Source organism: Variovorax ureilyticus (genome assembly GCF_050632185.1).
Lineage (GTDB): Bacteria > Pseudomonadota > Gammaproteobacteria > Burkholderiales > Burkholderiaceae_C > Variovorax > Variovorax ureilyticus_A.
The window spans coordinates 1,989,417-2,012,039 of record NZ_CP192579.1 but is presented as its reverse complement, the minus strand read 5'-3'; the positions used below and the strand labels follow the sequence as shown (position 1 = coordinate 2,012,039).

At 65.5% G+C, this 22,623-nt stretch carries 19 protein-coding genes and 3 pseudogenes; 13 read left to right on the top strand and 9 right to left on the bottom strand.

Annotated elements, in window-relative coordinates; translation table 11 throughout:
- Positions 1-41: 41 nt before the first annotated feature.
- The 13 genes and pseudogenes from ACQ858_RS09960 (at position 42) to ACQ858_RS09900 (ending at position 15,026) form a co-directional block, all read left to right on the top strand.
- The gene (locus ACQ858_RS09960) at positions 42-461 is read left to right on the top strand and encodes a hypothetical protein (protein WP_021249552.1); all 420 of its coding nucleotides are present in this window, start codon (positions 42-44) and stop codon (positions 459-461) included.
- 27 nt (positions 462-488) lie between these two features.
- Positions 489-1,529 (top strand): secretion protein HlyD, encoded by a 1,041-nt coding sequence (gene hlyD, locus ACQ858_RS09955; protein ID WP_288099948.1) that lies wholly within the window; start codon positions 489-491, stop codon positions 1,527-1,529.
- 1 nt (position 1,530) lies between these two features.
- On the top strand, positions 1,531-3,306 hold the full coding sequence (locus ACQ858_RS09950; RefSeq protein WP_004356016.1) for an ATP-binding cassette domain-containing protein: 1,776 nt from the start codon (positions 1,531-1,533) through the stop codon (positions 3,304-3,306).
- Positions 3,303-4,472, top strand: coding sequence for an ABC transporter permease (locus ACQ858_RS09945; protein WP_431276489.1), 1,170 nt, complete (start codon positions 3,303-3,305; stop codon positions 4,470-4,472). Before ACQ858_RS09950 ends, ACQ858_RS09945 begins: the two co-directional genes overlap by 4 nt.
- A 4-nt stretch (positions 4,473-4,476) precedes the next feature.
- The gene (locus ACQ858_RS09940) at positions 4,477-5,595 is read left to right on the top strand and encodes an ABC transporter permease (RefSeq protein WP_004356012.1); all 1,119 of its coding nucleotides are present in this window, start codon (positions 4,477-4,479) and stop codon (positions 5,593-5,595) included.
- Positions 5,592-7,125: pseudogene (locus tag ACQ858_RS09935) on the top strand (efflux transporter outer membrane subunit); the annotation flags it as partial. The gene ACQ858_RS09940 and the pseudogene ACQ858_RS09935, both read left to right, overlap by 4 nt.
- A 25-nt stretch (positions 7,126-7,150) precedes the next feature.
- Positions 7,151-7,366, top strand: a complete 216-nt coding sequence (locus ACQ858_RS09930) for a YgaP family membrane protein (protein WP_431276830.1) — start codon at positions 7,151-7,153, stop codon at positions 7,364-7,366.
- Entirely contained in the window at positions 7,363-8,775 is a 1,413-nt protein-coding gene (locus ACQ858_RS09925; RefSeq protein ID WP_004356006.1) for an MBL fold metallo-hydrolase RNA specificity domain-containing protein, read from the top strand. The genes ACQ858_RS09930 and ACQ858_RS09925 overlap by 4 nt, the downstream gene beginning before the upstream one ends.
- Positions 8,772-9,638: a TIGR00730 family Rossman fold protein gene (locus ACQ858_RS09920; protein WP_004356003.1), complete on the top strand. Its 867-nt coding sequence runs from the start codon at positions 8,772-8,774 to the stop codon at positions 9,636-9,638. Before ACQ858_RS09925 ends, ACQ858_RS09920 begins: the two co-directional genes overlap by 4 nt.
- Positions 9,638-10,824: pseudogene (locus tag ACQ858_RS09915) on the top strand (lipid A deacylase LpxR family protein). The gene ACQ858_RS09920 and the pseudogene ACQ858_RS09915 overlap by 1 nt, the downstream one beginning before the upstream one ends.
- Before the next feature lie 2 nt (positions 10,825-10,826).
- Entirely contained in the window at positions 10,827-11,348 is a 522-nt protein-coding gene (locus ACQ858_RS09910; protein WP_245538407.1) for a cytochrome c, read from the top strand.
- A 54-nt stretch (positions 11,349-11,402) separates the two neighbouring features.
- Entirely contained in the window at positions 11,403-12,611 is a 1,209-nt protein-coding gene (locus ACQ858_RS09905) for an acetate/propionate family kinase (protein WP_004355996.1), read from the top strand.
- Positions 12,612-12,653: 42 nt separating this feature from the next.
- Positions 12,654-15,026, top strand: coding sequence for a D-xylulose 5-phosphate/D-fructose 6-phosphate phosphoketolase (locus ACQ858_RS09900; RefSeq protein WP_004355994.1), 2,373 nt, complete (start codon positions 12,654-12,656; stop codon positions 15,024-15,026).
- A 100-nt stretch (positions 15,027-15,126) separates the two neighbouring features.
- Here ACQ858_RS09900 and ACQ858_RS09895 read toward each other — a convergent pair.
- The 9 genes and pseudogenes from ACQ858_RS09895 to ACQ858_RS09855 all read right to left on the bottom strand — a co-directional run bounded on the left by ACQ858_RS09895 (position 15,127) and on the right by ACQ858_RS09855 (position 22,564).
- A pseudogene (locus ACQ858_RS09895) lies at positions 15,127-17,119 on the bottom strand (relaxase/mobilization nuclease domain-containing protein).
- 436 nt (positions 17,120-17,555) lie between these two features.
- Entirely contained in the window at positions 17,556-18,155 is a 600-nt protein-coding gene (locus tag ACQ858_RS09890) for a S26 family signal peptidase (protein WP_004355992.1), read from the bottom strand.
- A complete protein-coding gene (locus ACQ858_RS09885; RefSeq protein WP_004355991.1) occupies positions 18,152-18,697 on the bottom strand; it encodes a DUF2840 domain-containing protein in 546 nt (181 codons plus the stop codon). The genes ACQ858_RS09890 and ACQ858_RS09885 overlap by 4 nt, the downstream gene beginning before the upstream one ends.
- A complete protein-coding gene (locus tag ACQ858_RS09880) occupies positions 18,694-18,966 on the bottom strand; it encodes a hypothetical protein (RefSeq protein ID WP_004355990.1) in 273 nt (90 codons plus the stop codon). The genes ACQ858_RS09885 and ACQ858_RS09880 overlap by 4 nt, the downstream gene beginning before the upstream one ends.
- Positions 18,963-19,601 carry a ParA family partition ATPase gene (parA, locus tag ACQ858_RS09875; RefSeq protein ID WP_028838243.1) on the bottom strand — a complete coding sequence of 213 codons (639 nt, stop codon included), beginning with the start codon at positions 19,599-19,601 and terminating at the stop codon, positions 18,963-18,965. Before parA ends, ACQ858_RS09880 begins: the two co-directional genes overlap by 4 nt.
- Positions 19,602-19,854: 253 nt before the next feature.
- Positions 19,855-20,712 (bottom strand): replication initiator protein A, encoded by an 858-nt coding sequence (locus tag ACQ858_RS09870; RefSeq protein ID WP_004355988.1) that lies wholly within the window; start codon positions 20,710-20,712, stop codon positions 19,855-19,857.
- Between the two features lie 26 nt (positions 20,713-20,738).
- Positions 20,739-21,032, bottom strand: coding sequence for a helix-turn-helix domain-containing protein (locus ACQ858_RS09865; protein ID WP_028838244.1), 294 nt, complete (start codon positions 21,030-21,032; stop codon positions 20,739-20,741).
- Between the two features lie 83 nt (positions 21,033-21,115).
- Positions 21,116-21,889 carry a DUF2285 domain-containing protein gene (locus ACQ858_RS09860; protein ID WP_004355986.1) on the bottom strand — a complete coding sequence of 258 codons (774 nt, stop codon included), beginning with the start codon at positions 21,887-21,889 and terminating at the stop codon, positions 21,116-21,118.
- A gap of 324 nt (positions 21,890-22,213) precedes the next feature.
- Positions 22,214-22,564: a DUF2958 domain-containing protein gene (locus ACQ858_RS09855; RefSeq protein WP_004355984.1), complete on the bottom strand. Its 351-nt coding sequence runs from the start codon at positions 22,562-22,564 to the stop codon at positions 22,214-22,216.
- Positions 22,565-22,623 lie beyond the last annotated feature (59 nt).

Here is a 22,623-nt window from a genome sequence, read left to right as displayed (position 1 = left end):
CTGCGACCTCCAAACCCTTCGATAAATCGGGAGCAACAAACATGACGGCACACAGCGGACGCGCGATCTGGATGCGTGTGATTTCCTTGATTGCCATCGGATTTGGCCTGCTGACCCTCCAGGAAGGTGGCGCAGTGCTGTTTGTCGACGGTGCGGCGCGCCAGGCAGCCGGGCACTATGTGCCGTTCGTGCTCTGGTTCAATTTTCTGGCCGGTTTCGCCTACATCGTCGCGGGCGTTGGCTTGTGGATGCGCCGGCGCTGGGCTATGTGGTTGGCGGTTGCCATCGCGGTGGCGAGTGCGCTCGTGTTCCTGGCTTTCGGAGTGCATGTGGTTCTGGGTGGCGCCTGGGAGCGGCGGACGGCGGCGGCCATGACGCTGCGCACGCTGGTGTGGGCGGGCATAGCGGCCATGGCTTGGCGCCGGTCAGCGGCGAATGTGCCGACCGCGCGCGAGCACTGAACATATTTATCTAGCGGAAACCCTTCAATGACCACTCCAAACCTCTCCATCAAAAAAATTCGTTGGGCCGTGATCGCTGTCGTCGTGATCGCTCTTGGCGGCGCACTGGCGTTCTGGCTATCGCGCGACCGTAACAAGGAAGATGCGTTGCGCCTCTACGGCAACGTAGACATCCGCGAGGTGCAACTGGCCTTCCGCCAGCCCGGGCGCGTGATGCAGATGGCTTTCGATGAGGGTGATGCCGTCCGCGCCGGCGCGCGCCTGGCCGCGCTCGACGCGCAACCGTATCGGGACGCCCTTGTGGCGGCACAGGCCCAGGTGCAGGTGGCGCAGGCGGAACTGGCCAAGCTGCGCCGTGGCCTGCGGCCGCAGGAAATCACCCAGGCGCGCGAGGCGCTCAAGAAAGCTCAGGCGCTCGTCACCGAGGCCGAGCGCAATTTTCAGCGCCAGAGCGGCCTGCTGGCATCGGGCGCCAGCAGCCAGCGTACGGTCGATGCCGCCCGCACCGCAAGGGATCAGGCCGCCGCGGGCGCCGAAGCAGCCAAGGCCGCCTTGTCGCAAGCAATCGAAGGTTTTCGCAAAGAGGACATCGCCGCGGCAGAGGCTCGTCTGGCGGCCGCGCAGGCAGCAGCAGCGCAAGCCACCACGTCCCTGGCGGACACCGAATTGACGTCGCCCAGCGACGGAACCGTCATCGCGCGGGTGCGCGAACCCGGCAGCATGGTCGCGAGCCAGAGCACGGTCTACAGCCTGAGTCTGGATAAGCCTGTGTATGTGCGCGCCTACGTGGGTGAGTCGGATCTGGGGCGCATCGCGCCCGGCACGGCGGTGCGCGTCAAGAGCGATTCTTCGGAGAAGGTCTATCGCGGCCAGATCGGCTTCATCTCGCCGCGCGCCGAGTTCACGCCCAAGACGGTGGAGACAACGGACTTGCGCACGGATCTGGTCTATCGCCTGCGCATCGTCATCGACGAAGCCGATGCCGACGCCGCCTTGCGCCAGGGCATGCCCGTGACGATAGCGGTCGATGCCAAACCAGTCTCTGGCGCGCGCGTGGGGGAGCGTTGAGATGCAGGCGAACACGGCCATGGCCACCACGCCTACAAGCGCCAGCGCCGATAGCGCCGCCGTCGTCATCGAAGGCCTGAACAAGCATTTTGGCGACGTAAAGGCCCTGCGGAGCTTGAGCGCACGCATCCACTATGGGCGGCTGACGGGACTGGTCGGCCCCGATGGCGCCGGTAAGACGACGCTGATGCGGATTCTGACCGGGCTCCTGGTGCCCAATGCTGGCCGTGTCACTCTGGCCGGCTTCGACGTGGTCAAGGACAACGACGCGATCCACGTCGCCAGCGGCTACATGCCGCAGCGCTTCGGCCTGTACGAAGACCTGTCGGTGATGGAGAACATGCGGCTGTATGCGCAGTTGCGCGGCATGGATGCGGATCGCAACGCCGCGCTGTTCGCCGAACTGCTAGATTTCACGCGCCTCGCGCCCTTCACCAAGCGCCTGGCCGGCAAGCTCTCCGGCGGCATGAAACAAAAGCTCGGCCTTGCCTGTGCGCTCATGGCGCGACCCAAGGTGCTGCTGCTGGACGAGCCTGGAGTCGGGGTGGACCCGGTCAGCCGCCAGGATTTGTGGCGCATGGTGCAGGCCCTGACCGATGAGGGCATGGCGGTGGTCTGGTCCACCGCCTATCTGGACGAGGCCGAGCGTTGCGAAAGCGTGCTTCTGCTCAACGAAGGCCAGTTGCTCTTCGACGGCCCACCGCAAGAGCTGACCGCGCAGCTCAAAGGCCGGAGCTTCCGTCTTGAAGATGTCGGCACCGAACGCCGAGCAGTCCTGACGAAAGTCCTGGATTTGCCCAGTGTCAGCGATGGTGTGATTCAGGGCGCTGGTGTCCGCGTGGTGCTGCGCGAGGGCGCGACCGTGCAGGACGTACAACTGCTGGCGGATCAGGCCCAAGTGCGCCTGGCCCAAGTGCCGGCCCGCTTCGAAGACGCCTTCATCGATCTTCTCGGCGGCGGCCCCGGCGGTACATCGCAGCTCGCCGAGCGCCTGTCGCCGGTCGAGCTGGGTTCCGACATTGCGGTGTCTTGCCGCAATCTCACCAAGCGCTTCGGCGAATTCACGGCCACCGACAACGTCAGCTTCGAAGTGCAAAAGGGTGAAATCTTCGGCCTGCTTGGGCCCAATGGCGCCGGCAAATCCACTACCTTCAAGATGCTGTGCGGCCTGCTCAAGCCCACTGCGGGCGAGGCGCAAGTGGTGGGGCACGATCTGCGCCGCGCCACCGGCGCAGCCAAGAGCCGACTCGGCTACATGGCGCAGAAGTTCTCACTCTACGGCCTGCTTTCGGTGCGGCAGAACCTGGAATTCTCGGCCGGCGTCTACGGGCTGGAAGGTGAAACCCGCCGCGAACGCATCGAGGAAATGATCGCCACCTTTGATCTGGGCGGCTGGCTGTCCTCGACACCCGATTCCCTGCCGCTGGGGCACAAGCAACGCTTGGCATTGGCCTGCTCGCTGATGCACAGGCCCCCGGTGCTGTTTCTGGACGAACCCACTTCAGGGGTAGATCCCATCACCCGGCGCGAATTCTGGACCCACATCAACGGTCTGGCACGCAAGGGCGTGACCATCATGGTCACCACCCATTTCATGGACGAGGCCGAATACTGCGACCGCGTCGCCATGCTTTCGCGCGCGCGTCTAATCGCCCTGGATACGCCTGATGCGCTCAAGCGAATCGCCGCCAATTCCGAGCGGCCCGACCCGACCATGGAGGACGCCTTCATTCACCTGGTGGAGTCTGCCGACCGTCAGATGGAGGTTGCCGCATGAACGCCGTTGAGAAGCACAAGGCCGACGCTGGCCCGACCCAGGGCGATCTGCGCCGCTTTGACCTGCGGCGCCTGGTGGCCCTGGTCACCAAGGAAAGCTACCAGGCACTGCGCGATCCCTCGACGCTGCTGATCGCGTTCGTGCTGCCGGTGGTGTTGCTTTTGCTGTTCGCCTATGCGGTATCGCTGGATGCCAAGGAGGTTCGCGTCGGTGTGGTGCTGGAGTCGCCCGGCGCGTCGGCCCAATCTTTGGGCGCAGCCTTTTCCGGCACGCGCTTCCTGAACACACACTTCGCCCATGACCGCCGCGAAGTGGCCGAGCAGCTCATCTCAGGCACGCTGCGCGGCTGCGTGGTGATCCCGCAGGACTTCGAGCAGCGTTTGGCCCAGCGCGGTAGTGAACCGCTGGTGCAGATCGTCACCGATGGTTCCTACCCCAACACTGCCAACTACGTCGAAAACTATGCCCGCGGCGTGGTGCAGTCCTGGCGTGCGGGATTGGATGCTGCAGCGCCGGCGCAAGCCATCGTGCTGGAGCCACGCTACTGGTTCAACCCCGAGTTGGAAAGCCGCCGCGCGCTGATTCCTGGCGCCATCGCCATCGTCATGACCATCATCGGCACCATGCTAACGGCGCTGGTGGTGGCGCGCGAATGGGAGCGCGGCACGATGGAGGCGGTGCTGTCCACACCGGCCTCGGTGGCCGAAATCCTGATCGGCAAGCTGCTGCCGTACTTCGTGCTCGGCATGCTGTCCACGCTTGGCGCGGCGGCGCTGGCGGTGTTCGTGTTCGGCGTGCCGATGCGGGGCTCGCTGGCAGCGCTGCTGCTGCTGTCGGCGGTGTTCATGGTGCCGGCGCTGGGCCAGGGTCTGCTGATCTCGTCACTGGCGCGCAACCAGTTCTTGGCGGCGCAGATCGCGCTGTTCTCGGGCTTCCTGCCGGCTTTCATGCTGTCGGGCTTCCTGTACGAGATCGACGCGATGCCCGCACCGATCCGGGCCATCACCCGGGCGGTTCCGGCGCGCTACTTCGTCGATTCGCTCAAGACAGTGTTCCTGGCCGGCGACATCTGGGCCGTCTTCCTGCCCAACCTGGCGGCCATGGCGGCGATCGGTGCGCTGTTCTTCGTCATCGCCAAGCGCGCCACGCGCAAAAACCTGGAGTGAACCGATGTTCTTCTCTGCATTCTCGTTCACCCGCCTGCGCGCCCAGTTCATCAAGGAAGTGCTGAGCGTCCTGCGCGACCCGCGCAGCCGCATGGTGGTGTTCGCCCCACCGATCCTTCAATTGCTCATATTCGCTTTTGCCGCGACGCTGGAGGTGCGCAACGTCGACATTGCCGTCTACAACCAGGACGCCGGGCGTTGGTCAAACGAACTGGTGCAGCGCCTGGACAGTGCCCGCTTCATCACCCACGTCCGGCACGTCGACAGCCAGCTGCAGCTGCACGAGCTTATCGACCGCGGCGAGGTGATCGCCGCGCTCGCTATTCCCGTCGATTTCTCGCGCGCCATCGCCGCCGGTGACAGCGGCAGCGCCCAGGTGCTGGTCGATGGCCGGCGCAGCAACTCGGGGCAAATCACTGTGGCCTATCTGTCCACTATCGCTGCTGAGGTCGGCGCTGAGGTCATTCCCGACGCGCAAGCGCCGACGCCGGTCGTCGTGCGCCACTGGTTCAATCCGAACCTGGTCTATCGCTGGTACATAGTGCCCGGCCTCACGGGCATCCTGGCGCTGTTCAGTTCGCTGATGATCACTTCATTGTCGATTGCGCGCGAACGCGAGCTCGGCACCTTCGACCAATTGCTGGTGTCGCCCACCTCGACACCGGAAATCATCATTTCCAAGTCGCTGCCGGCGCTGGCCATCGGCACGCTGCTGGGCCTGTTCATGATCAGCGCCGGCGTCTTCCTGTTCGGCATTCCGTTCACGGGCTCGTTCGCGCTGCTGCTGGCCAGCCTGGTGCTGTTCATCGCCTCGGTGGTCGGCATCGGCCTGATGATTTCCGCCGTCAGCATGACGCAGCAGCAGGCCATCCTGGGCGCGTTCGCCGTCGGTATTCCGGCGGTGCTGATGTCCGGCTTTGCCACGCCTGTGGAAAACATGCCCGTCGTCCTGCAATGGCTGGCTCAGGCCATTCCGCTGACCCACTTCCTGATCATCGTCGAAGGCAGCTTTCTCAAGGCCATGCCGACCGGTGACATTCTCGCCAGCCTGTGGCCGCTGGCGGTCATCGCCCTCGCCACGCTGACCATGGCCACCGTATTCGTCCGAGGACGCCTGCAATGAAATCCAAGACCCGCACACCCTTTCTTCGCGCAACCGCCACCGGCCTGACCCCTGGGCGCGTACGTCCCCTCGCGCTGGCACTGTCCTGCGTGCTGCTGACTGCCTGCGCAACCGTGGGCCCCGACTACCGCGAACCACCGCCGGTCGACATCGGCAGCGGCTGGACTCTGCCGTTGGCAAGCGCATCCCAATCCGCAGACTTAAGCCAATGGTGGTCTGCACTGGATGACCCCGCCCTCGATCGCCTGATGGTCACGGCGCTGGCACAGAACCTGGATCTGCGCCAGTGCTGCGGCACGCATCGATGAGGCGCGCGCCTTGCGCGATCGTGTGGCCGGCGAAGCATTGCCCACTGTCGGCGCAGGTGTCAGCGTCAACCGGCGCCGTCAAAGCGAGAACGGCCCTTTGCCCGTAGGCTCCATCCCCGGTCTTGACGCCACGCAGACCATCTACGACGCGGGTTTCGACGCGGCCTGGGAGGCCGACTTGTTCGGGGCCAAGCGGCGCGCCCTGGAAGGCGCTGGCGCCCGCCTGCAGGCGACCGAAGCCGAGGCACAGGGCGTACGCATGCGCATCGTGGCCGAGGTCGCGCGCACCTGGTTCAACGCCGTCGGCGCCCGCTACGAGTTGCACGCACAACAAGCCACGCTGGATACGCTGCAGCAGACTTGGGAGTTGGTGCGCCTGCGGCATGCGCTGGGCGACGCGTCGGCCGCCGATGTAGAGGCAGCTTACGCCCAATGGACGGCAGTCAACGCGCTCATCCCGGATATCGAGGCGCGCCAGCGCGCCGCGGTGCTCAGCCTGGGCGTGCTACTCGGCGCACCGCCGGAGCGGGAGCTGGCACTGCTTGATAGCCCCTTGGCGCCGAGCACGCTGCGGGCGCTGCCGGTGGGCGAGCGCGCCGACATGCTGCGCCGGCGCCCGGACGTGCTGGCTGCGGAACGTCGCCTGGCAGCGAGTTCGGCCGACATCGGCGTGGCCACGGCCGAGCTGTTTCCCAAACTCTCCATCGGTGTCGGTGGCGGGTTCCAAGCGCTCAGTACGGGCGATTGGTTCGATGCCTCCAGTGCGCGCTTCTCCATCCTGCCGATGATTTCCTGGCGCCTGTTCGACGGCGGCCGCGTACGAGCCGAAATTCGGGCACGCGAGGCCGCCGAGCGCCGTGCCGCGCTGGCCTATGAGCAGGCCGTGTTAGCGGCCCTGGGCGACGCCGAACGCGCGCTGGTCGACTACCACAGCGGGCTGGATACTTTGGCGCGCCGCGGCATGTCACTGGATGCGGCGCGCACCAGCTACGGCCACGCCAGGACGCGCTACGCGGCAGGCGACATCGCGCTGGTCGAACTGCTGGCCGCCCAGCGCAGCCTGCACGAGGCCGAAACCGCAGCCGCGCGGGCACATACCAACGCCGCCGTGCAATTGGTGGCGCTGTACAAGGCCCTTGGTGGTGGCTGGGACGTATCCACGGCGGCACCGACCGCAACCCATCCGCTTCGTGGCGCTACCGCCCCCTCGCGTTTTCAAGCCGTTGACTCAACACAAGGAGACCGTCATGCAAATCAACGTTGGAAGTCTCGACCGCATTGTCCGCATCGTCGTCGGGCTGATTCTGCTCAGCTTGCCGTTGTGGCTGGACTCACCCTGGCGGTGGCTGGGGCTCATCGGAATCATGCCCCTCATCACTGGCCTGGCTGGTCGCTGTCCGGGCTACCGTCTGCTTGGCCTGAGCACTTGCCCGATACAAAAAACCGGAGTGAGCATCCCATGAAACTGCATTTTCTGGGCGCTGCGCGCGAAGTTACCGGGTCGTGTTTCCTGGTGGAAGCGCTCAACGTACGCTTCCTGGTGGATTGCGGCATGGTTCAGGGCGGACGCACGGCGGCGGCACGCAACCATGAACCATTCCCGTTCGACCCGGCGGCGATTGATTTCGTGCTCCTGACCCATGCCCATATCGACCATAGCGGGCTATTACCCAAACTCACGCGTGCCGGGTTCAAAGGCGCCATCTATGCCACCACCGCCACGGTTGATCTGCTGGGCGTGATGCTGCCCGACAGCGCTCACATCCAGGAGAGCGATGCAAAGCGCAATGCGCAGCGACTCCGCGGAAAGGACGCACTGCCGCCGCTGTATACGCTGCAGGATGCCAGCGACTGCTTGCAGCAGGCGCGAGGCGTCGAATACGACCGGGAGTTCGCGCCCCGCGTCGGGGTGCGCGCACGTTTCCGCGATGCCGGGCACATTCTTGGGTCGGCCATCATCGAGGTTTGGGTTACCGAATATGGCTACCCGACAAAGCTCGTCTTCAGTGGCGACCTCGGTCAGCCGGGGCGCCCAATACTGCGCGACCCGACACCCATCGAGGACGCCGACATCCTCGTCATCGAGTCCACCTACGGCAACCGCCAGCACAAGGATTTCTCGGCGACCGAAGAGGAAATGATCGGCATCGTCGAAAAAACATTGTTCGAACGCGGCGGCAATGTCATTGTGCCGGCCTTCGCGGTCGGCCGAACCCAGGAAATCCTTTATCACCTGCACCGACTAACCTGCGAGGGGCGGCTGCGGCAACCGAAGGTATTCGTCGATTCGCCAATGGCCACGCAGGCCACGCGCATCACGCGCGAGCATCTTGAACTATTCGACGAACAGGCAAAACACCTGGCCGGGTGGCATGCGCGCGGCGAAAACCTCCCATACCTGCACTTCACGGAGAGCGCTGAGGAGTCCATGGCGCTGAACCGGATCCGCTCCGGGGCCATCATTATTTCTGCCAGTGGCATGTGCGATGCGGGGCGCATCCGGCACCACCTTCGCCACAATTTGCCACGCCGGGAATGCAGCATCTTGTTTCCCGGTTTTCAGGCGCAGGGGACGCTTGGTCGGCGCCTGATCGAGGGTGCCGAACGTGTACGCATCTTCGGTGAGGACATCCCGGTACGTGCGGCGATCCACAGCGTGGACGGCCTCTCCGCGCATGCCGACCAGAAGGCGTTGCTGGATTGGGCTCGGGGTTTTGTTCAACCCCCGGCGCAAACCTTCGTGGTGCATGGGGAACTGTCCGCCGCGCAGGCCTTCGCCGAACTCTTGCAACAGCAACTCGGCTGGCAGGTTACGGTGCCCGAATATGGTCATGTGCTGCGCTGGCCGGATTTTCTGGCGGTCGAGCGATGACCCCGTCGGCAAATCCTGACGAGCGCCTGCGCGCCATCCTCGATTCACCCACTTACCGCCTCGCATACGAGGACATCGACTTGCTTGGCCAGGAAGAACTGCGGCCATTGCGGCTGCAGCTCGAACTGCTCAAGCCCGAACGCATCCTGCACGAACAAGGGATCCATTCGACGGTGGTGGTCTTCGGCAGTGCCCGCATCAGCGACGCCGAAACCGCGGCTGCGCGCCGCGACACGCTGGAGCGACAGACACGCGCCGCGCCGTCCGATGCCAAGCTGGCGCGGGAACTCGCCCAGGCCCGACGCCGGGTGGATCAAGCGCGCCACTATGAGCAGGCGCGACGCTTCGCAAGCCTGATCTCTGCACGATTTCAGCAGCAGAACCGCCGTGACTTCGTCGTCGTCACTGGCGGCGGGCCGGGCATCATGGAGGCGGCCAACCGTGGTGCCTTCGAGGCTGGCGCACGCTCGATCGGCCTCAACATCACGCTGCCGCACGAACAAGCGCCGAACCCTTATATGTGTCCGGAGCTGGCGTTCCGGTTTCACTATTTCGCGGTGCGCAAGATGCATTTCCTGCTGCACGCAAAAGGTTTGGTGGCCTTCCCCGGCGGCTATGGAACGCTTGATGAGCTGTTCGAGGTGCTGACCTTGATCCAGTCCGGCAAGATGAAGCGGATTCCGGTGATTCTTGCGGGGCGCGCATTCTGGCGCCGCGCCGTCGATTTTGATCTTCTGCTCGACGAAGGCTATGTATCACCATCGGATCTCGACTTGTTCACCTGCGTGGACGAAGCCGAGGAAATCATCGACGCCCTCGAACGCTTTTACGTCGATCGGGCAGTGGATGGCGGGCCAGCGTGATGCGGATGGGCAAGCAGAATGCGCGCCTGCGCGGCACCAAGACGCCGCGGCCGATATGGGCCGCCACCGCGTTGCTGCTTGCCGGCGCGGCGCTCGGTTCCAACGCTGCCCGCAGCGCGGAACTCCCGCTCTCGATTGATCTTTCCCACTGTCCGCCCGAGCAATCCCTGCGCTGGAGGGGCGGGACCTTGCGCCTGGAGAACGATTTGTTCACCGGCACCGACCGCAACTACACCAATGGGGTGGCGTTGACCTTGGTGTCGCGCGATCTGCAAGGTGCGCTCCGCCCGGAGTGCCTGCCCCGGCCGATCGGTTGGTACGCCCGTTTCATCGGTTGGGCTGATCCCGAGTTCTGGCGAGACTCCGGCGCCCAGGCATCGTCGCAAAACCTTGTCGTTCGCTTTGGCCAGTCTATGTACACACCCGAGGACAAGACGCGTACCGATCTGATTGCCGACGATCGGCCGTACGCTGGCCTGCTCTACCTGGGCCTGGCGTGGAATCGCCGAATCCACCCACAGGCTGCCAGCTATGAAATGCTGGACGTACGCGAACTAACCCTGGGCGTGATCGGCCCCTGGTCGCTGGCAGAGAAGTCGCAGGATCTGGTGCATCGGGTGCGTGGCATCGAGCGATTTCGCGGCTGGGACACGAGCCTGCGTTCCAGATGGCCATGGAGCGCAAGTTCAAGTCGTACACGGAGGGTGCCGTCCAGCCAGGATGGGACAGCGACGTGATCGGCAGCTATGCCCTGCGGATCGGAAACATTGAAACCGCGGCCAGCACCGGGGTGGAATGGCGGGCCGGCTGGAACATTCCGAACGACTTCGGCAGCTATCCAATCCGCCCTGGCGCGGAAAACCGGCCACCTTCAGCGGTTGCCGATTTGCGCACGACAACACCGCAATCGGCCTTGGCGCCCAAACCCGGCGCGCATGTCTTCCTGAACCTCGAGGCCAAGGCGGTCGCCTGGGACTTCTCGCTCGACGGAAACCTGTTTCGCCACAGTCACCACGTCAGCCGTCGGCCCTGGGTCGTTCAGGCGGCCATCGGCATCAGCAGCCAATGGATTGTTGCCGGGCACGGCGTGCGGCTTGCAGTCATGCGCGTCTGGAGAACCCGCGAGTTCGACCAGCAGATCGGCCGCCACGCCTTCGGATCGATTGCCCTGAGCATCGAATTTTGAGCATGCCAGCCACCATCAGCCCGTTTGCAAAACATTCATCAACGACCCCCATGGAGAATCCCGTGAGCCACCCCTTGAACACCCGCTCGCTTTTCACAGTCGCCTTGTCCGTGGCCTTGGCCATTACCGCAACAGGACTTGGCGCACAGTCCGTAGAGGCCACGAAACCAATGGCACTGCGCACCGTCATGGAGAAGCTTGGCCGTGACATGCAAGCCGTCACTGGCGCGATTTCCAAGGAAGAATGGGCGCTGGTCGCCGAGTTGGCGCCAAAAATCGCCAAGCACGCCGAACCGCCCCTTTCGGAAAAGATGCGCATCCTCGGCTGGCTTGGCACTGATGCCGGAAAGTTTCGAGACTTCGATGGCCACGTCCACGACGCCGCGACCGCCATGGGGGATGCCGCGAAGCGGGGCGACGGCCAGGCCGTGATTACAGCGTTTTCCAAAACGCAGCAAAGCTGCCTGGCCTGCCACCAAAGCTTCCGGCAATCGTTCGTGGAGCAGTTCTATGGGAAACGCTGACAGGGATTTTTCACAGACCGGTTCGCATAAGACATCACGATCGAGAGAGTCACGATGAGCAACTCACAGCCGAGCCTCATCCTGGTGCTCAACTGCGGTTCCTCAAGCATCAAGTTCGCAGTATTCCCTGTTGATGCCGACCCATTGCCGCGCACGCCGCTCTGGAACGGCAAGGTACAAGGTATCGGCGGGCCTGCACCGAATTTCGGCGAATCCGGCGTGGAGCCGTTTCCGGTGGAACTGGATGCCGAGCATCCGCACACCGCCGCCCTGCAGTTTATTCAGGAACGCATCAGCAAACGCCTTGATGGCCGCCGCGTAACCACCGTGGCGCATCGCGTAGTGCATGGTGGGAGCCGCTATTGGGCCCCCACCCTTGTCACCCAGCAGATGCTGGACGACCTGCGCAGCTACATTCCGCTGGCCCCACTGCACCAACCGTTCCCGCTGAAGGCGATGGGACTTTTGCTGGAGCAGCGCCCGGACATCGTGCAAGTGGCCTGTTTCGACACTGCCTTTCACCACAGCCTGCCGAAGGTGGAGCAGATCCTGCCGCTACCGTATTCAGCCTGGGAACGCGGTCTGCGCCGCTACGGTTTCCACGGGCTTTCGTACGACTACATGAGCCACGCTCTGCCCGAGCGCCATGGTGATCTGGCACGAGGCCGCACCATTGTTGCGCACCTCGGCAGCGGGGCCAGCTTGTGCGCTATGCAGAACCTGGAAAGCGTCGCCACCACGATGGGCTTTTCCGCGCTTGACGGCCTGATGATGGGCACCCGCACGGGCTCGCTCGATCCCGGCGCTTTGCTCTACTTGATGGAGGTCGAAAGACTTTCGCTGGAAGAAGTGGGCAGCACGCTTTACAACCAGTCCGGCCTTCTCGGTGTTTCCGGGATTTCGGCCGAACCGCGCGTGGTGGTGAAGCACGAGAATGATCCCGGTGAGGCTGGCGAACGCGCCCGCATCGCGCTGGCGCTCTACGTGCGCCGCATCGTGCGCGAGATCGGCGCGCTGACCGCAGTCCTGGGCGGCCTGGATCTGCTCGTGTTCACTGCCGGTGTCGGTGAGCACAACGCCTTCGTGCGCGAGCGCGTCTGCCGCGACCTGGCCTTCCTCGGCATCAAGCTCGATGCCGATGCCAACACCATTAATGCCCCCGTCATCTCCACCACTGGCAGCCGCGTGCGTGTCGCGTTGGAGCCCACCAACGAGGAATGGGTCGCAGCACGCTGTACGCAGAAACTCATGATCGCCGGGTGATGTCCCACGCAGGGTTCATCGGCACCAAAGAAGGACAATCGTATGACCACCGGTTCCATCATTCGCCAGCGCTGGTTTGCCGGCCACGGCCCCATCGTCCATCACGAGGAGACCGTCGCACGTGTAGATGCATTGGTAGCCGGTTTGATCGCCGATGGCCGCGTTGCCGATGAGGCGACAGCCTACACCTTGCTTGCTGCCGCCGACCGCTTGGGTTGCGTGGCAATGAACGTGGTCGCGCACATGACCTATGCGAAGCGCATTGACCTGTCCGGCGCGCTGCTGGCTGAGGAGGACTTCAAGCTGACGCCAGAAGGCCACACCGGTGGCTCGCTGAACATGGTGCAGGCCTTCGTCGGCTACCTGCTCGCCAACGCGCTCACCGGCAGCACGCGCGGCTGGATCATGGGCCAAGGCCACTGCGTCGCCGCCATCGAAGCCGTCAATGCGCTCACCGGCGACATCTCGCCCGCGCAGCGGGGCCGTTACGACCGCAGTGAGGAAGGCCTGTCGCGCCTGTGCGCTGATTTCTATTCCTATGCCATCAATGCGCAGGGCCTCCCGGCTGTGCCGCTGGGCAGCCATGCCGGCCCCAACACCGCCGGCGCCGTGTCCGAAGGCGGCTACCTCGGCTTTGCCGAACTGCAGTACATCCACATGCCGCTGCCTGGCGAATCGCTGGTTGCCTTTCTCAGCGACGGTGCCTTCGAGGAACAGCGCGGCCCGGACTGGGCACCACGCTGGTGGCGCGCGCAGGACAGCGGCTTCGCCGTGCCGGTGATGATTCTCAATGGCCGCCGCATCGAGCAGCGTACTCAGATCATGCAAGAAGGCGGTGCGCAATGGCTGGCTGAAGACGTGCGCCACAACGGCTTTGATCCAGTGATCGTCGATGGTCGCGACCCGTCCGCGATCGCCTGGGCGATCCTCAAAGCCGAGGACACGCTGCATGCCTTCGCCGCCGATCCGGATCGGCGCTATCCGGCGCCTCTGCCTTACGTGATCGCCGAGACCGAGAAGGGCTTCGGCTTTCCCGGTGCAGGCAGCAATGCCGCGCACAACCTGCCGCTGAGCGGCAATCCACACACCGATGCCGCCATGCGCGGGCTGTTCAACGAGAGCGCGGCGGCGCTGTTCGTTCCGCCTGTTGAACTCAACGCCGCACTCGACGCCTTCGCGTGCCATGCCGCCCAACAACGTCCGCTGGAGAGCGCGAATCCGATGGCGCATCGCTATCCCGCCGCGCCCAAACTGCCCGAGCCATGCTGGGAGACACCAGGCAGCGAAGGCAGTGCAATGACGGCTCTGGATCAGTGGTTTGTCGAATTCGCCAAGGCCAATCCCGATCTGCGCATGCGTATCGGCAACCCTGACGAATTGGCCAGCAACAAAATGGGCGGCACGTTGGCGCTGCTCAAGCACCGCGTCAACGAGCCCGAAGCCGGTGTGCCTGAGGATTTGCACGGCGCCATCATCACCGCGCTCAACGAGGAAGCTGTGGCTGCGGCAGCACTCGGCAACAAAGGCGGACTGAATCTGGTCGTCAGCTACGAGGCCTTCGCGGTCAAGATGCTTGGCCTGATACGGCAGGAAATCATCTTCGCCCGCCACCAGCGTCAGGCCGGCCGGCCAGCTGACTGGCTGTCGGTGCCGCTTATCGTCACCTCGCACACTTGGGAGAATGCGAAGAACGAACAGTCGCACCAAGATCCGACCATCGGTGAAGCCCTGCTGGGCGAAATGTCTGACACCTCGCGCGTGCTGTTCCCGGTGGATGGCAATACCGCCGTCGCCGCACTGCGTGACGTCTATGCTGGACGCGGCCAGCTGGCTTGCCTGATCGTCTCCAAGCGCGACGTGGAGAATCGCTTCGACGCCGAATCGGCGCAACGTCTGATCCGTGACGGCGCAGCCCATCTGATAGGCAATCCCGCCAATGCCGAGGTGCAACTCATCGCGCTGGGCGCCTACCAGTTGGACGAGGCAATCAAGGCACAGCAGCACCTCGCTGAGCTGGGCAAGTGCGCCTGTGTCACCGTCGTCCTGGAACCCGGCCGCCTGCGTATTCCACGCGATGCCATCGAAGCTGAATTCGTCGATGACGACGTAACCGTTAGCACACTGTTCCCATCGGGCCTGCCGCGCGTGATTGTCACGCACACTCGCCCGGAACCCATGCTTGGCATTCTGCGCCGCATTGACAGTGGCCCCGCCAAGACTCGCGCCCTTGGCTACATCAGCCGCGGCGGTACCTTCGATGTCCCTGGCATGCTGTTCGCCAACCGCTGCACCTGGGCACATGTGGTGGATGCAGCAGCGACCGTAGCCGGTTGGAGTCGCGAGGTGCTGCTCGATCGCGCACAGCGCACCGCTATTGATGGCATCGGCGATCCAAGTGATTTACTGATCCGGTGAGCCAGGTGCGCGAGCCCTATGCCAGCCATCAAGTGTGCCGACAGCGCTGCCCGGTAGTATGTCTCTGCGATGGCGCGATGACCGTTCTCTTGGAGTAGCTTCAGCCGATCGACACCCCCCGTCCCCGCCCCATATCCCAGGACACACCGGCGTCTTTGATCGTCGCGGCGATCTGCTGTCCCAGCCGTTGCTCGATGACTGGCCTCCACGGCACCAGGCTGAAACCCATGCCGTCATCGAGCATGGCGTAGCGTCCGCTGGCCAGCTTGACGGAGCGCCGGTAGATGCCCGCCACGCGCTGCCCGTCGGCCACCGGGCGATGCTCCAGGCCGGTTTCGGCCGCAATGTCCTTGGCGGCCTGCGCCAATTCCCGATTGCGCAGCGTGCCCAACAGGTTCCGGGCTAGGATTACGCGCTGCCCGCGCCGCTCGACCAGCCCCTGTTCGGCCAGGAAGTCGGCGCGCTGCTGCATCGCCTGTTTGGCCTCGCTGCCGAAGCCCAGGTCGCCCAGGCCAGAGCCGCCGCCGATCAGTTGCTGGTCGAGCCAAGTGGCCCCGATCACGCGGGCCTGCCGCTCGATAGGCAGGTGCGATTTCAGTTCCACGGCCACGCCGCCCAGGCGCTGCGCGTCGTAGCGGCGGCCCTGCTCCGGCAGATCGTGCGGCACCTTCCATAGACCTTCGGCCACGCGCTCCACAATGCCGGCCCGGCGCAGGGCTTCCAGCCGGCGGACGTGGGCCGCGACGACTTCGTGCGGATCACGACCCGGCACAGCCTGACCCTGCGCGACGGCCAGATGATGGTCAGTGCGGTACAGGCCACCGCTCGCCAGTGCGGTGATGTTCCTGTCGGCTGCGCGCACGTCGGCCGATCCCTTCACCTCCACCACGGCGCCGGTCGGATAGTTCGCCAGCTCGTCGTGGGCGTTGAGCGCGACGTAGTGGGCCTTGCCGTCCACGCCGTCGATGACCAGATAGCCCCGATCGCGCAGCTCGTCGGCCAGCCCCTTCGCGGCTACGCGGCCGAGGATGGCGCGGCCGTCGTCGCCCGGCTCGAATACCGCCAGCTCACGCGGCTCGCCGCGCATGGCCCGTTGCATGGTGCGGATGATGTCGCCACGCTCGCCCAGGGCGCGCAGGGTCTTTTCCGCGTCGGCATGGACAGCCCATGTGCCGGGCTGCATCTCGCCGGCCAGGCCCAGGCGCTGCAAGCGTTGCAGGCGGCCGATCAGCAACAGGCGCTGGCGTTGCAGCCGCGGTTCGTTGAAGCGTTCGATCTGCACTCGGCCGTCCTCGCCGGCCTCGCGTTGCAGGGTGCGATCCAGGCTCGTCCACCGCTCTTGTTCCACCTCGCGCTGCAAGGTCTGCTGGATTTCGAGCTCCGTGCGCGGCCCCAGCCATTCGGTCGCCAGCTCAGCAGCGCGATGGCGGAAGCCATCGGCGATGTAGTCGCCCGCGATGATGAGGTCTTTGCCGGTGTCGTCGCGCCCACGCACGACGATGTGCGTGTGCGGGTTGTCGGTGTTCCAGTGGTTGACGGCTACCCAATCGAGGCCCGTGCCCAGGTCGGCCTCCATGCGACCCATGAGGTGCCGCGTATAGGTGCGCAGGTCTTCCAGCTCCGCGCCATCCTCAGGCGAGAGGATGAAGCGGAAATGGTGCCGGTCGTCGGCGCAGCCCTCCGTGAAGGCGTCGAGGTCGGCAGCATCGGTCTGTGGCCCGTAGGCTTGGCCAGTGCTCGCCTTCGCGGCCTACGCCATCGCGCTCGATGTAGCGAAGGTGCTTGGCGAGCGACTGCGGGCTGGCCTGGCGCTGATTGACCAGCAGCGTCTTGATGGTTACGCGCCGCGACATGGGAGTGAGCTTCGCGCCCGCGAAGCGCGCCGCCGTGTGGCCGCGCCCGAGGCGCGAGCCGGGCCGCTGGCCGGAGTGCTGTCCGTTGCCGCCAGTGCGAGGACGGCGCATCGCCGATTTGCCGCCGCTGGCCTTGCCCGCCTGCTTGAGCACCTTCGAGACGAAGCCCTGGCCCCGGTTCATCGGGGCCTTTGGAGGGTTCGGGCGGATACGGAAATCGTCGTCTCGGCGGTCACTCATGGCTGTGCTCCCTGCAAGCTCTGGCGTGTCCGGTCGTGCAAAGCACGCGGACACACCCGCATTGGCGCGGGCCTCGCGCCACAAGCGGCACGGCGGCGAAGCCGCTGTGTGCCGCGCCACCCCCATGTGCAGACTGGCTTTCGACGCGGCCCGGTGCCGCGTCCTTTTGTCTTGCCTTCCGCCTTTGCCCCTCGCTGGCGCTTCGGGCAGCGGTTGCCCGGCGGCGCTACTGCGCGAGCAGCCAGCGCGCCGGCGAACGCGGCGACGGCCATAGGCCGGGCGCATTCGAGGCAAGACGCCTGCACATGGGAAGGCAGCGCGAAGTGCAGCGCGGATGCGCTCGCACTGCACACGCGACGACATGCGGAAAGCCACCGGATCGGCACGCCCGATGGCACGATGAGATGCACGGCAACGTGCAGCGAATCGGCGGCCATCATGGGCGAGACTCCAGCCAGACCGGATGCGCGACGCTGATCACGGCGGATACGCTGACCGGCCCGAAATACCGGCTGTCGAACGATGCCGGGTTGGTCACGCTGAGCAGGAACAGTTCGCCGGAATTAAGGAGACGGCATTGCTGCCAGGATGGCAGCGGCCGGCCCCAACGGTCAGCGGGCAGCACGGTGGCCGAAGGCAGGCCGTCGATGCGGACGATGCGGCCAGTGATGCACACCTCCTGCGGAGCGACAGCGCCCACGCGCTTGAGCAGCGGCACGCGCGCCGGCAGGTAGCCGCGCTGCGCGGCCAGCGCGGCAGCCTCTGGCGGCAGCGTGGTCAGCACGATGCTGCCCACGGACAAAGGACGTGGCAGCGAGCCGGCACCGTGGTCCAGCGAATCGACGCGATACCAGCCGACCGCCACACTGTCGGACGGGTTGTAGATCAGGCGCGGCAGCGGATGCGCGAAGGACGCCCAACCCAGCGCAGCGAGGCCGCAGGCGGACAGGCCCGCCAGCACGATGCGGGTGCGCAAACGTGCGCGGGGTCGCGGGCGAGCACGCGATGCGGTGCTGGCAGTAGAAACGGCGGTCATGGCAGCGCCCTCCCGATCAGCCAGGCGGCGTGCCGCTCGGCGGTGTATTCGGGCAGCGGCAGGCGCGCGGCGAGGCGGTTGGCGAGCGTGCGCCAGTACGCGGGCGAGGCGCCGACAGGCGCAATGCCCAGCGCCTCGATGGCGTCGATGCGCTCCAGCACGGGGCGCACCTGGTTGTCACCCTCGGCGTGCAGCAGCAGGCGCGCGCCCGGCTGCACGCCGGGGATGCGCTGCGCCGCATCGAACGGCGTGCAAGCCTGCATCACCATGAGCTGCCAGCGCACGGTGCCGTAGTCGTTGGCCTGCCAGCGGACGCGGCACAAAACCGCGTTCGGCAGGAACACGGCGCTGCGCCGCCAGCGGTCGAGCCGGTGCGTGCGCGCGGGTTCGCCAAAGCGCAGGTAGAGTTTGAAGCGCGGTTCGATGTAGGCCAGCGCCACGCGCGTCAGCGGCGCGCTGGCAGGTTGGCCGGAAGGTGCTGCGAGCGCAGCCGTGGCCGCGCCAGCGGCGGACACGTTGGCAGATGAAGCGGATGCGGTCATGGCGTGTTCTCCTTGCGGTGTTCTGGAAACTCCCGCTCCAGCAAGCTGCGCAGCAAGTCAACCACGGTCACGCCTTGCGTGAAGGCCGACACCTTGATGCGCGCCCGCATGGCGGGCGTGATGTCGAGGGTCAGACGCGCGGTGTAGAGGTCGCCCTTGTTGAGTGCATCGGCGTCGCCCTGGCGAATCCACGCCTCGGCGTGCGGATTCGCGGGCGGGCGCGCGCCGATGCCGACGCGCTTTGCGCGTATGGGTGGCTTCGCTGTCATGTCGGCCACCGCAGCAGTTCATCGACCAGCGCGGTGATTTCACGGGCGGCGGCGCTGTCCGGCGCCGTCTCGCGTGCAAGCCGGCCAGCGGCCACGCTGTCGGCGAACACGATGCGCTGATGTACTTCCGCGCGCAGCGCGGGGAGCGGCTGGTCGGCGAGCGTCTGACGCGCTTCGCGCCCGATCACGGTGGTACTGACGCGCCGATTGATAACAAAGGCTGCGCGGAGCAGCGGCCGAAACACCTGCGCCTCGCGGATCAGCGCCACCATCTCGGCGCTGGCCCACAAGTCATAGGGGCTGGGCTGCACCGGGATCAGCACGCGCTCGGCCGCCAGCAGCGCGGAGCGCGCCAAGGCGGCAATCCTGGGCGGCCCGTCGATGACGACGTGATCGGCCCGCCTGGCGAGTTCTGGCGCCTCTTGGTGCAGCGTTTCGCGTGCGAGGCCCACGGCGCTGAACAGCCGTGGCAAGCCTTGCTGGCTTCTGCGCTGCGTCCAGTCCAGCGATGAACCCTGCGGGTCGGCGTCCAACAGGACGACGTGCTGGCCGCGCATCGCCAGCTCGCCGGCGATGTGCGTGGCGAGCGTCGTCTTGCCGACGCCGCCTTTCTGGTTGAGTAGCGCGACGATCATGGCCTGGCCCCCCATGCTGGAAAGCCGGGCTTTGGCTGCTGCGTTTGTTGCCGCGTGGCGGTTATCCACCGCAGCGGCGTTTTCCTACTAAAAGTTAGAGAAATGAAGTTAGGGAAGTTAGAGGGCGAGGAAACCCAGTACTGGCGCGGGCTTGCGACCGATCGGCACGCCTGATAGCACGATAGTCCCACGCCTGATAGCACGATACCCCGCACGCCTGATAGCACGACACCATCCACAGGCTTTCCCGGAGTTATCCCAGTGCCGTCGGCGGCACGGGCCGGAACGTCAGCAGCTCCATGCCGTTGTCCGGCATCCGCTCGATGCCCAGGACGTAGCCGGGCAGCGACTGCCGCGCGACGAGCGCGCGCAGGTCGCAGGCGAAGTCGTAGGGCTTCGCGGTACTGCCCGATTTCTGGTGCAGGTAGCGAAAGTCGAACTGCCAGCCGTAAGCCTGTTTGCCGCCGTGCTTGCGCACCAGGCGGTACAGCCATCGCTCGATGCCGCCCGAGAGCCGGAAATACGCCGGGTCGATGGTCAACACCAGCGCGGCGTCGAGCACGCCCGCATAGAACCAGTCCGGCAGAATCAGTTCGATGCCCAGCGGCGTGCCGCTGGCATCGGCCAGCTCCTTCCATTCGTTGATCCACGAGAAACGATGCAGGCGCCGCCCGGTCGTCTCGCGGATCGACGTGGCCACCGTGGTCGATTGCAGCCGGTCGAGCGCGGCCTTGAGGCGCTGGTAGTCGCGCAGCGACTTGCCGCGCCCGATGAAGCGCAGGATCTCGTAGGGCGTGGCGCGCATCAGCCGCGACGGCCGCAGGCCCGCGTCCTTCGCCTCCACGATCTGCGAGGCAGCCCAGATCAGCACGTCCGCATCCCAGATTGTGGCGATGCCGTGCTCCTGCGTGCCTTCCACGCGGATCGTGACGTTGCCCGCGCGGAAGTCGATGGGCTTGACCCGCTTGGATTTGCCGAGCGAGAAGAACGGATAGGCCATCAGGTCTTGGCTGTCGCGCGGCGCCATGTCGCCGGGCAAGGCGCGGAACAGGTCGAGCTGTTCGCGCTCTTGCGTCGGCCGCTGCCGCATGGGCAGCGCGGTGCTGGACATGGCGATGGCCTGCCGCGCGCCGTCGATCAGCGCGCACGGCTGTCGGCCGAGTGGTGCTCGGCGTATTCGGGATCGGAGGTCGTCTCGAAACTGCGGTCGGCGGCCCAGGTGTCGAGGTCGGCCACGGCGTACATGACGCGCCGGCCGAACTTGCGAAAGCGCGGGCCGCCGCCGATCACGCGCTGCTTTTCCAGCGTGCGCGGCGATAGGCGCAGGTACTCGGCGGCTTCGTCGTTGGTGAGATAGCGTTGGGGCTGCGGGGCAGCGGTCGAGGCAGTGGCCGAAACTGTTGCAGAGGGCCGCAAGGGAGCGGGACGCATGGTGTGAACCTCCATCGGTTGAAAACGCCCGGCCACACAGCGCAACCGGATGGAGGCAGTCTCAGAAGACGCGGCCCTTCTGCTCAGGGTCGTTTTGCGTTGCCTTCGAAACGGCCCTTCTCAAGCGGCGGAAGCTGTGCTAGGCAGCGATAGCCGTTGCGCATCAACGCATCGCCGCGCCGCACCAGGCGGCGCACCTTGGAGCGCAGGCCTCCGTCGGCGTACCAATCGGCCACAGCATCCGCACCGAATAAGCCTTCGCCAACCTCGCGCAAGGACGCGCCCGCAAGGGTTGCGTCGAGCGCCTGCAAGGTGTGCAGCTCCAGCAATGCGGCGGGCGTTGGCCGGGAATTGACGATGAATAGGGCCGTGCCCAGCGAATGACTGCGCGCAGGCGCAACAGCACCGCCGCGATGGGCATAGGCGACGGCCATGCCGTCTTCCAGGCCGGGCGCCAGCGCGAAGCGCAAGCAATGGCCTGGGCTGCGAGCGATCAGCGCCAGCCCTTTGCCGTCGTGGAGCAGTTGCTTGTGGCCGGGAATGCGCCAGAACGCGAAAACCGTGGCATCGAGTGGCGGATCGGCATCGGGATAGAGCTGCACCACAGCGGCATGGCCGGGCAACCAGGCTGGATGCGCGTCACGCGCGTCCAGCGCCGGATTTTCCAGCAGGCGCAGGCCCCAGCGATGCGCCGCTTGCTGTGTGCTTTCCGGTCGGCGATGGTGGCGCAGCCAGTCAAGGCGGTAATCGGGATGACGGCGCAGGTACTCCCAAGCCAGCGCGAGCGCGTCCAGCCACAAGACGTACAGGTAGGCCGCAGTCGGATACCAATGCGCGACGTGATGAGGATCGACCATGACGCCTCCTCCTGTGAACAGGAATCGCCGCCGCGTCAGGACTACGTGCTACATCGCCATCGTCCGAACGTCATGGGTGAAAAAGTTGGATAGGCGTTGGCAAGACCGATCGGCTCCGAAGCGCTGCGGTTTCCGTCTCAATGCTGCGGCGGCAGCGCCCCGATCGTGGGACGCCGTACAGGCCAGCCTGGCGCAGCAGGCGCAGGAGATCATGACTATTTGGATCAGACTGACTGGGGTATGCCGCAACAATGCCGATTGAGACCGTCCCGGCATGACGTCAGACTGAAAAAGTCACAGTAGGCGGCGTCCCGCCGGCCGTATTCAGTCCGGGATAGCTCCGTCATGCTCGGCCAGTCGGGTGTATTCCGCCAGCGTGCGCGTGGGCTGGAAATAGAGATCGCGCATCACCGGCTGCTTGCGCGGCCCGACGATACAGGCCAGCTCGGACAGCTTGACGGTGCCTTGCGCCGGCATCCCGATCCCCAGGTCGATGAGACCCCAGGCGGTGTCGCCATCGGCGGGATCGAGCGCGGCCAATAGCCAGGTTATATGCGCGTCCGGCGTGAACAGTCGAACCACAGGCACCGGGTCGATGGTTTCGCCAGCGGCGCGGGCCTTGCCGTTGGCGAGCAGTTGCGCACGCTCCGAGTCGGTGGCAAGTGGCTGGGGCATGGTCGGAAATCCCACAAGTCCAATGATGCACGGATGCGGTTTCACGCCGAAGCGCAGAA

Excerpts from the sequence above, each read along its gene's own strand:
- ACQ858_RS09960 (WP_021249552.1), top strand. The coding sequence starts at position 42 with ATGACGGCACACAGCGGACGCGCGATCTGGATGCGTGTGATTTCCTTG.
- hlyD (WP_288099948.1), top strand. The coding sequence starts at position 489 with ATGACCACTCCAAACCTCTCCATCAAAAAAATTCGTTGGGCCGTGATC.
- ACQ858_RS09950 (WP_004356016.1), top strand. The coding sequence starts at position 1,531 with ATGCAGGCGAACACGGCCATGGCCACCACGCCTACAAGCGCCAGCGCC.
- ACQ858_RS09945 (WP_431276489.1), top strand. The coding sequence starts at position 3,303 with ATGAACGCCGTTGAGAAGCACAAGGCCGACGCTGGCCCGACCCAGGGC.
- ACQ858_RS09940 (WP_004356012.1), top strand. The coding sequence starts at position 4,477 with ATGTTCTTCTCTGCATTCTCGTTCACCCGCCTGCGCGCCCAGTTCATC.
- ACQ858_RS09930 (WP_431276830.1), top strand. The coding sequence starts at position 7,151 with ATGCAAATCAACGTTGGAAGTCTCGACCGCATTGTCCGCATCGTCGTC.
- ACQ858_RS09925 (WP_004356006.1), top strand. The coding sequence starts at position 7,363 with ATGAAACTGCATTTTCTGGGCGCTGCGCGCGAAGTTACCGGGTCGTGT.
- ACQ858_RS09920 (WP_004356003.1), top strand. The coding sequence starts at position 8,772 with ATGACCCCGTCGGCAAATCCTGACGAGCGCCTGCGCGCCATCCTCGAT.
- ACQ858_RS09910 (WP_245538407.1), top strand. The coding sequence starts at position 10,827 with ATGCCAGCCACCATCAGCCCGTTTGCAAAACATTCATCAACGACCCCC.
- ACQ858_RS09905 (WP_004355996.1), top strand. The coding sequence starts at position 11,403 with ATGAGCAACTCACAGCCGAGCCTCATCCTGGTGCTCAACTGCGGTTCC.
- ACQ858_RS09900 (WP_004355994.1), top strand. The coding sequence starts at position 12,654 with ATGACCACCGGTTCCATCATTCGCCAGCGCTGGTTTGCCGGCCACGGC.
- ACQ858_RS09890 (WP_004355992.1), bottom strand. The coding sequence starts at position 18,155 with ATGACCGCCGTTTCTACTGCCAGCACCGCATCGCGTGCTCGCCCGCGA.
- ACQ858_RS09885 (WP_004355991.1), bottom strand. The coding sequence starts at position 18,697 with ATGACCGCATCCGCTTCATCTGCCAACGTGTCCGCCGCTGGCGCGGCC.
- ACQ858_RS09880 (WP_004355990.1), bottom strand. The coding sequence starts at position 18,966 with ATGACAGCGAAGCCACCCATACGCGCAAAGCGCGTCGGCATCGGCGCG.
- parA (WP_028838243.1), bottom strand. The coding sequence starts at position 19,601 with ATGATCGTCGCGCTACTCAACCAGAAAGGCGGCGTCGGCAAGACGACG.
- ACQ858_RS09870 (WP_004355988.1), bottom strand. The coding sequence starts at position 20,712 with ATGTCCAGCACCGCGCTGCCCATGCGGCAGCGGCCGACGCAAGAGCGC.
- ACQ858_RS09865 (WP_028838244.1), bottom strand. The coding sequence starts at position 21,032 with ATGCGTCCCGCTCCCTTGCGGCCCTCTGCAACAGTTTCGGCCACTGCC.
- ACQ858_RS09860 (WP_004355986.1), bottom strand. The coding sequence starts at position 21,889 with ATGGTCGATCCTCATCACGTCGCGCATTGGTATCCGACTGCGGCCTAC.
- ACQ858_RS09855 (WP_004355984.1), bottom strand. The coding sequence starts at position 22,564 with ATGCCCCAGCCACTTGCCACCGACTCGGAGCGTGCGCAACTGCTCGCC.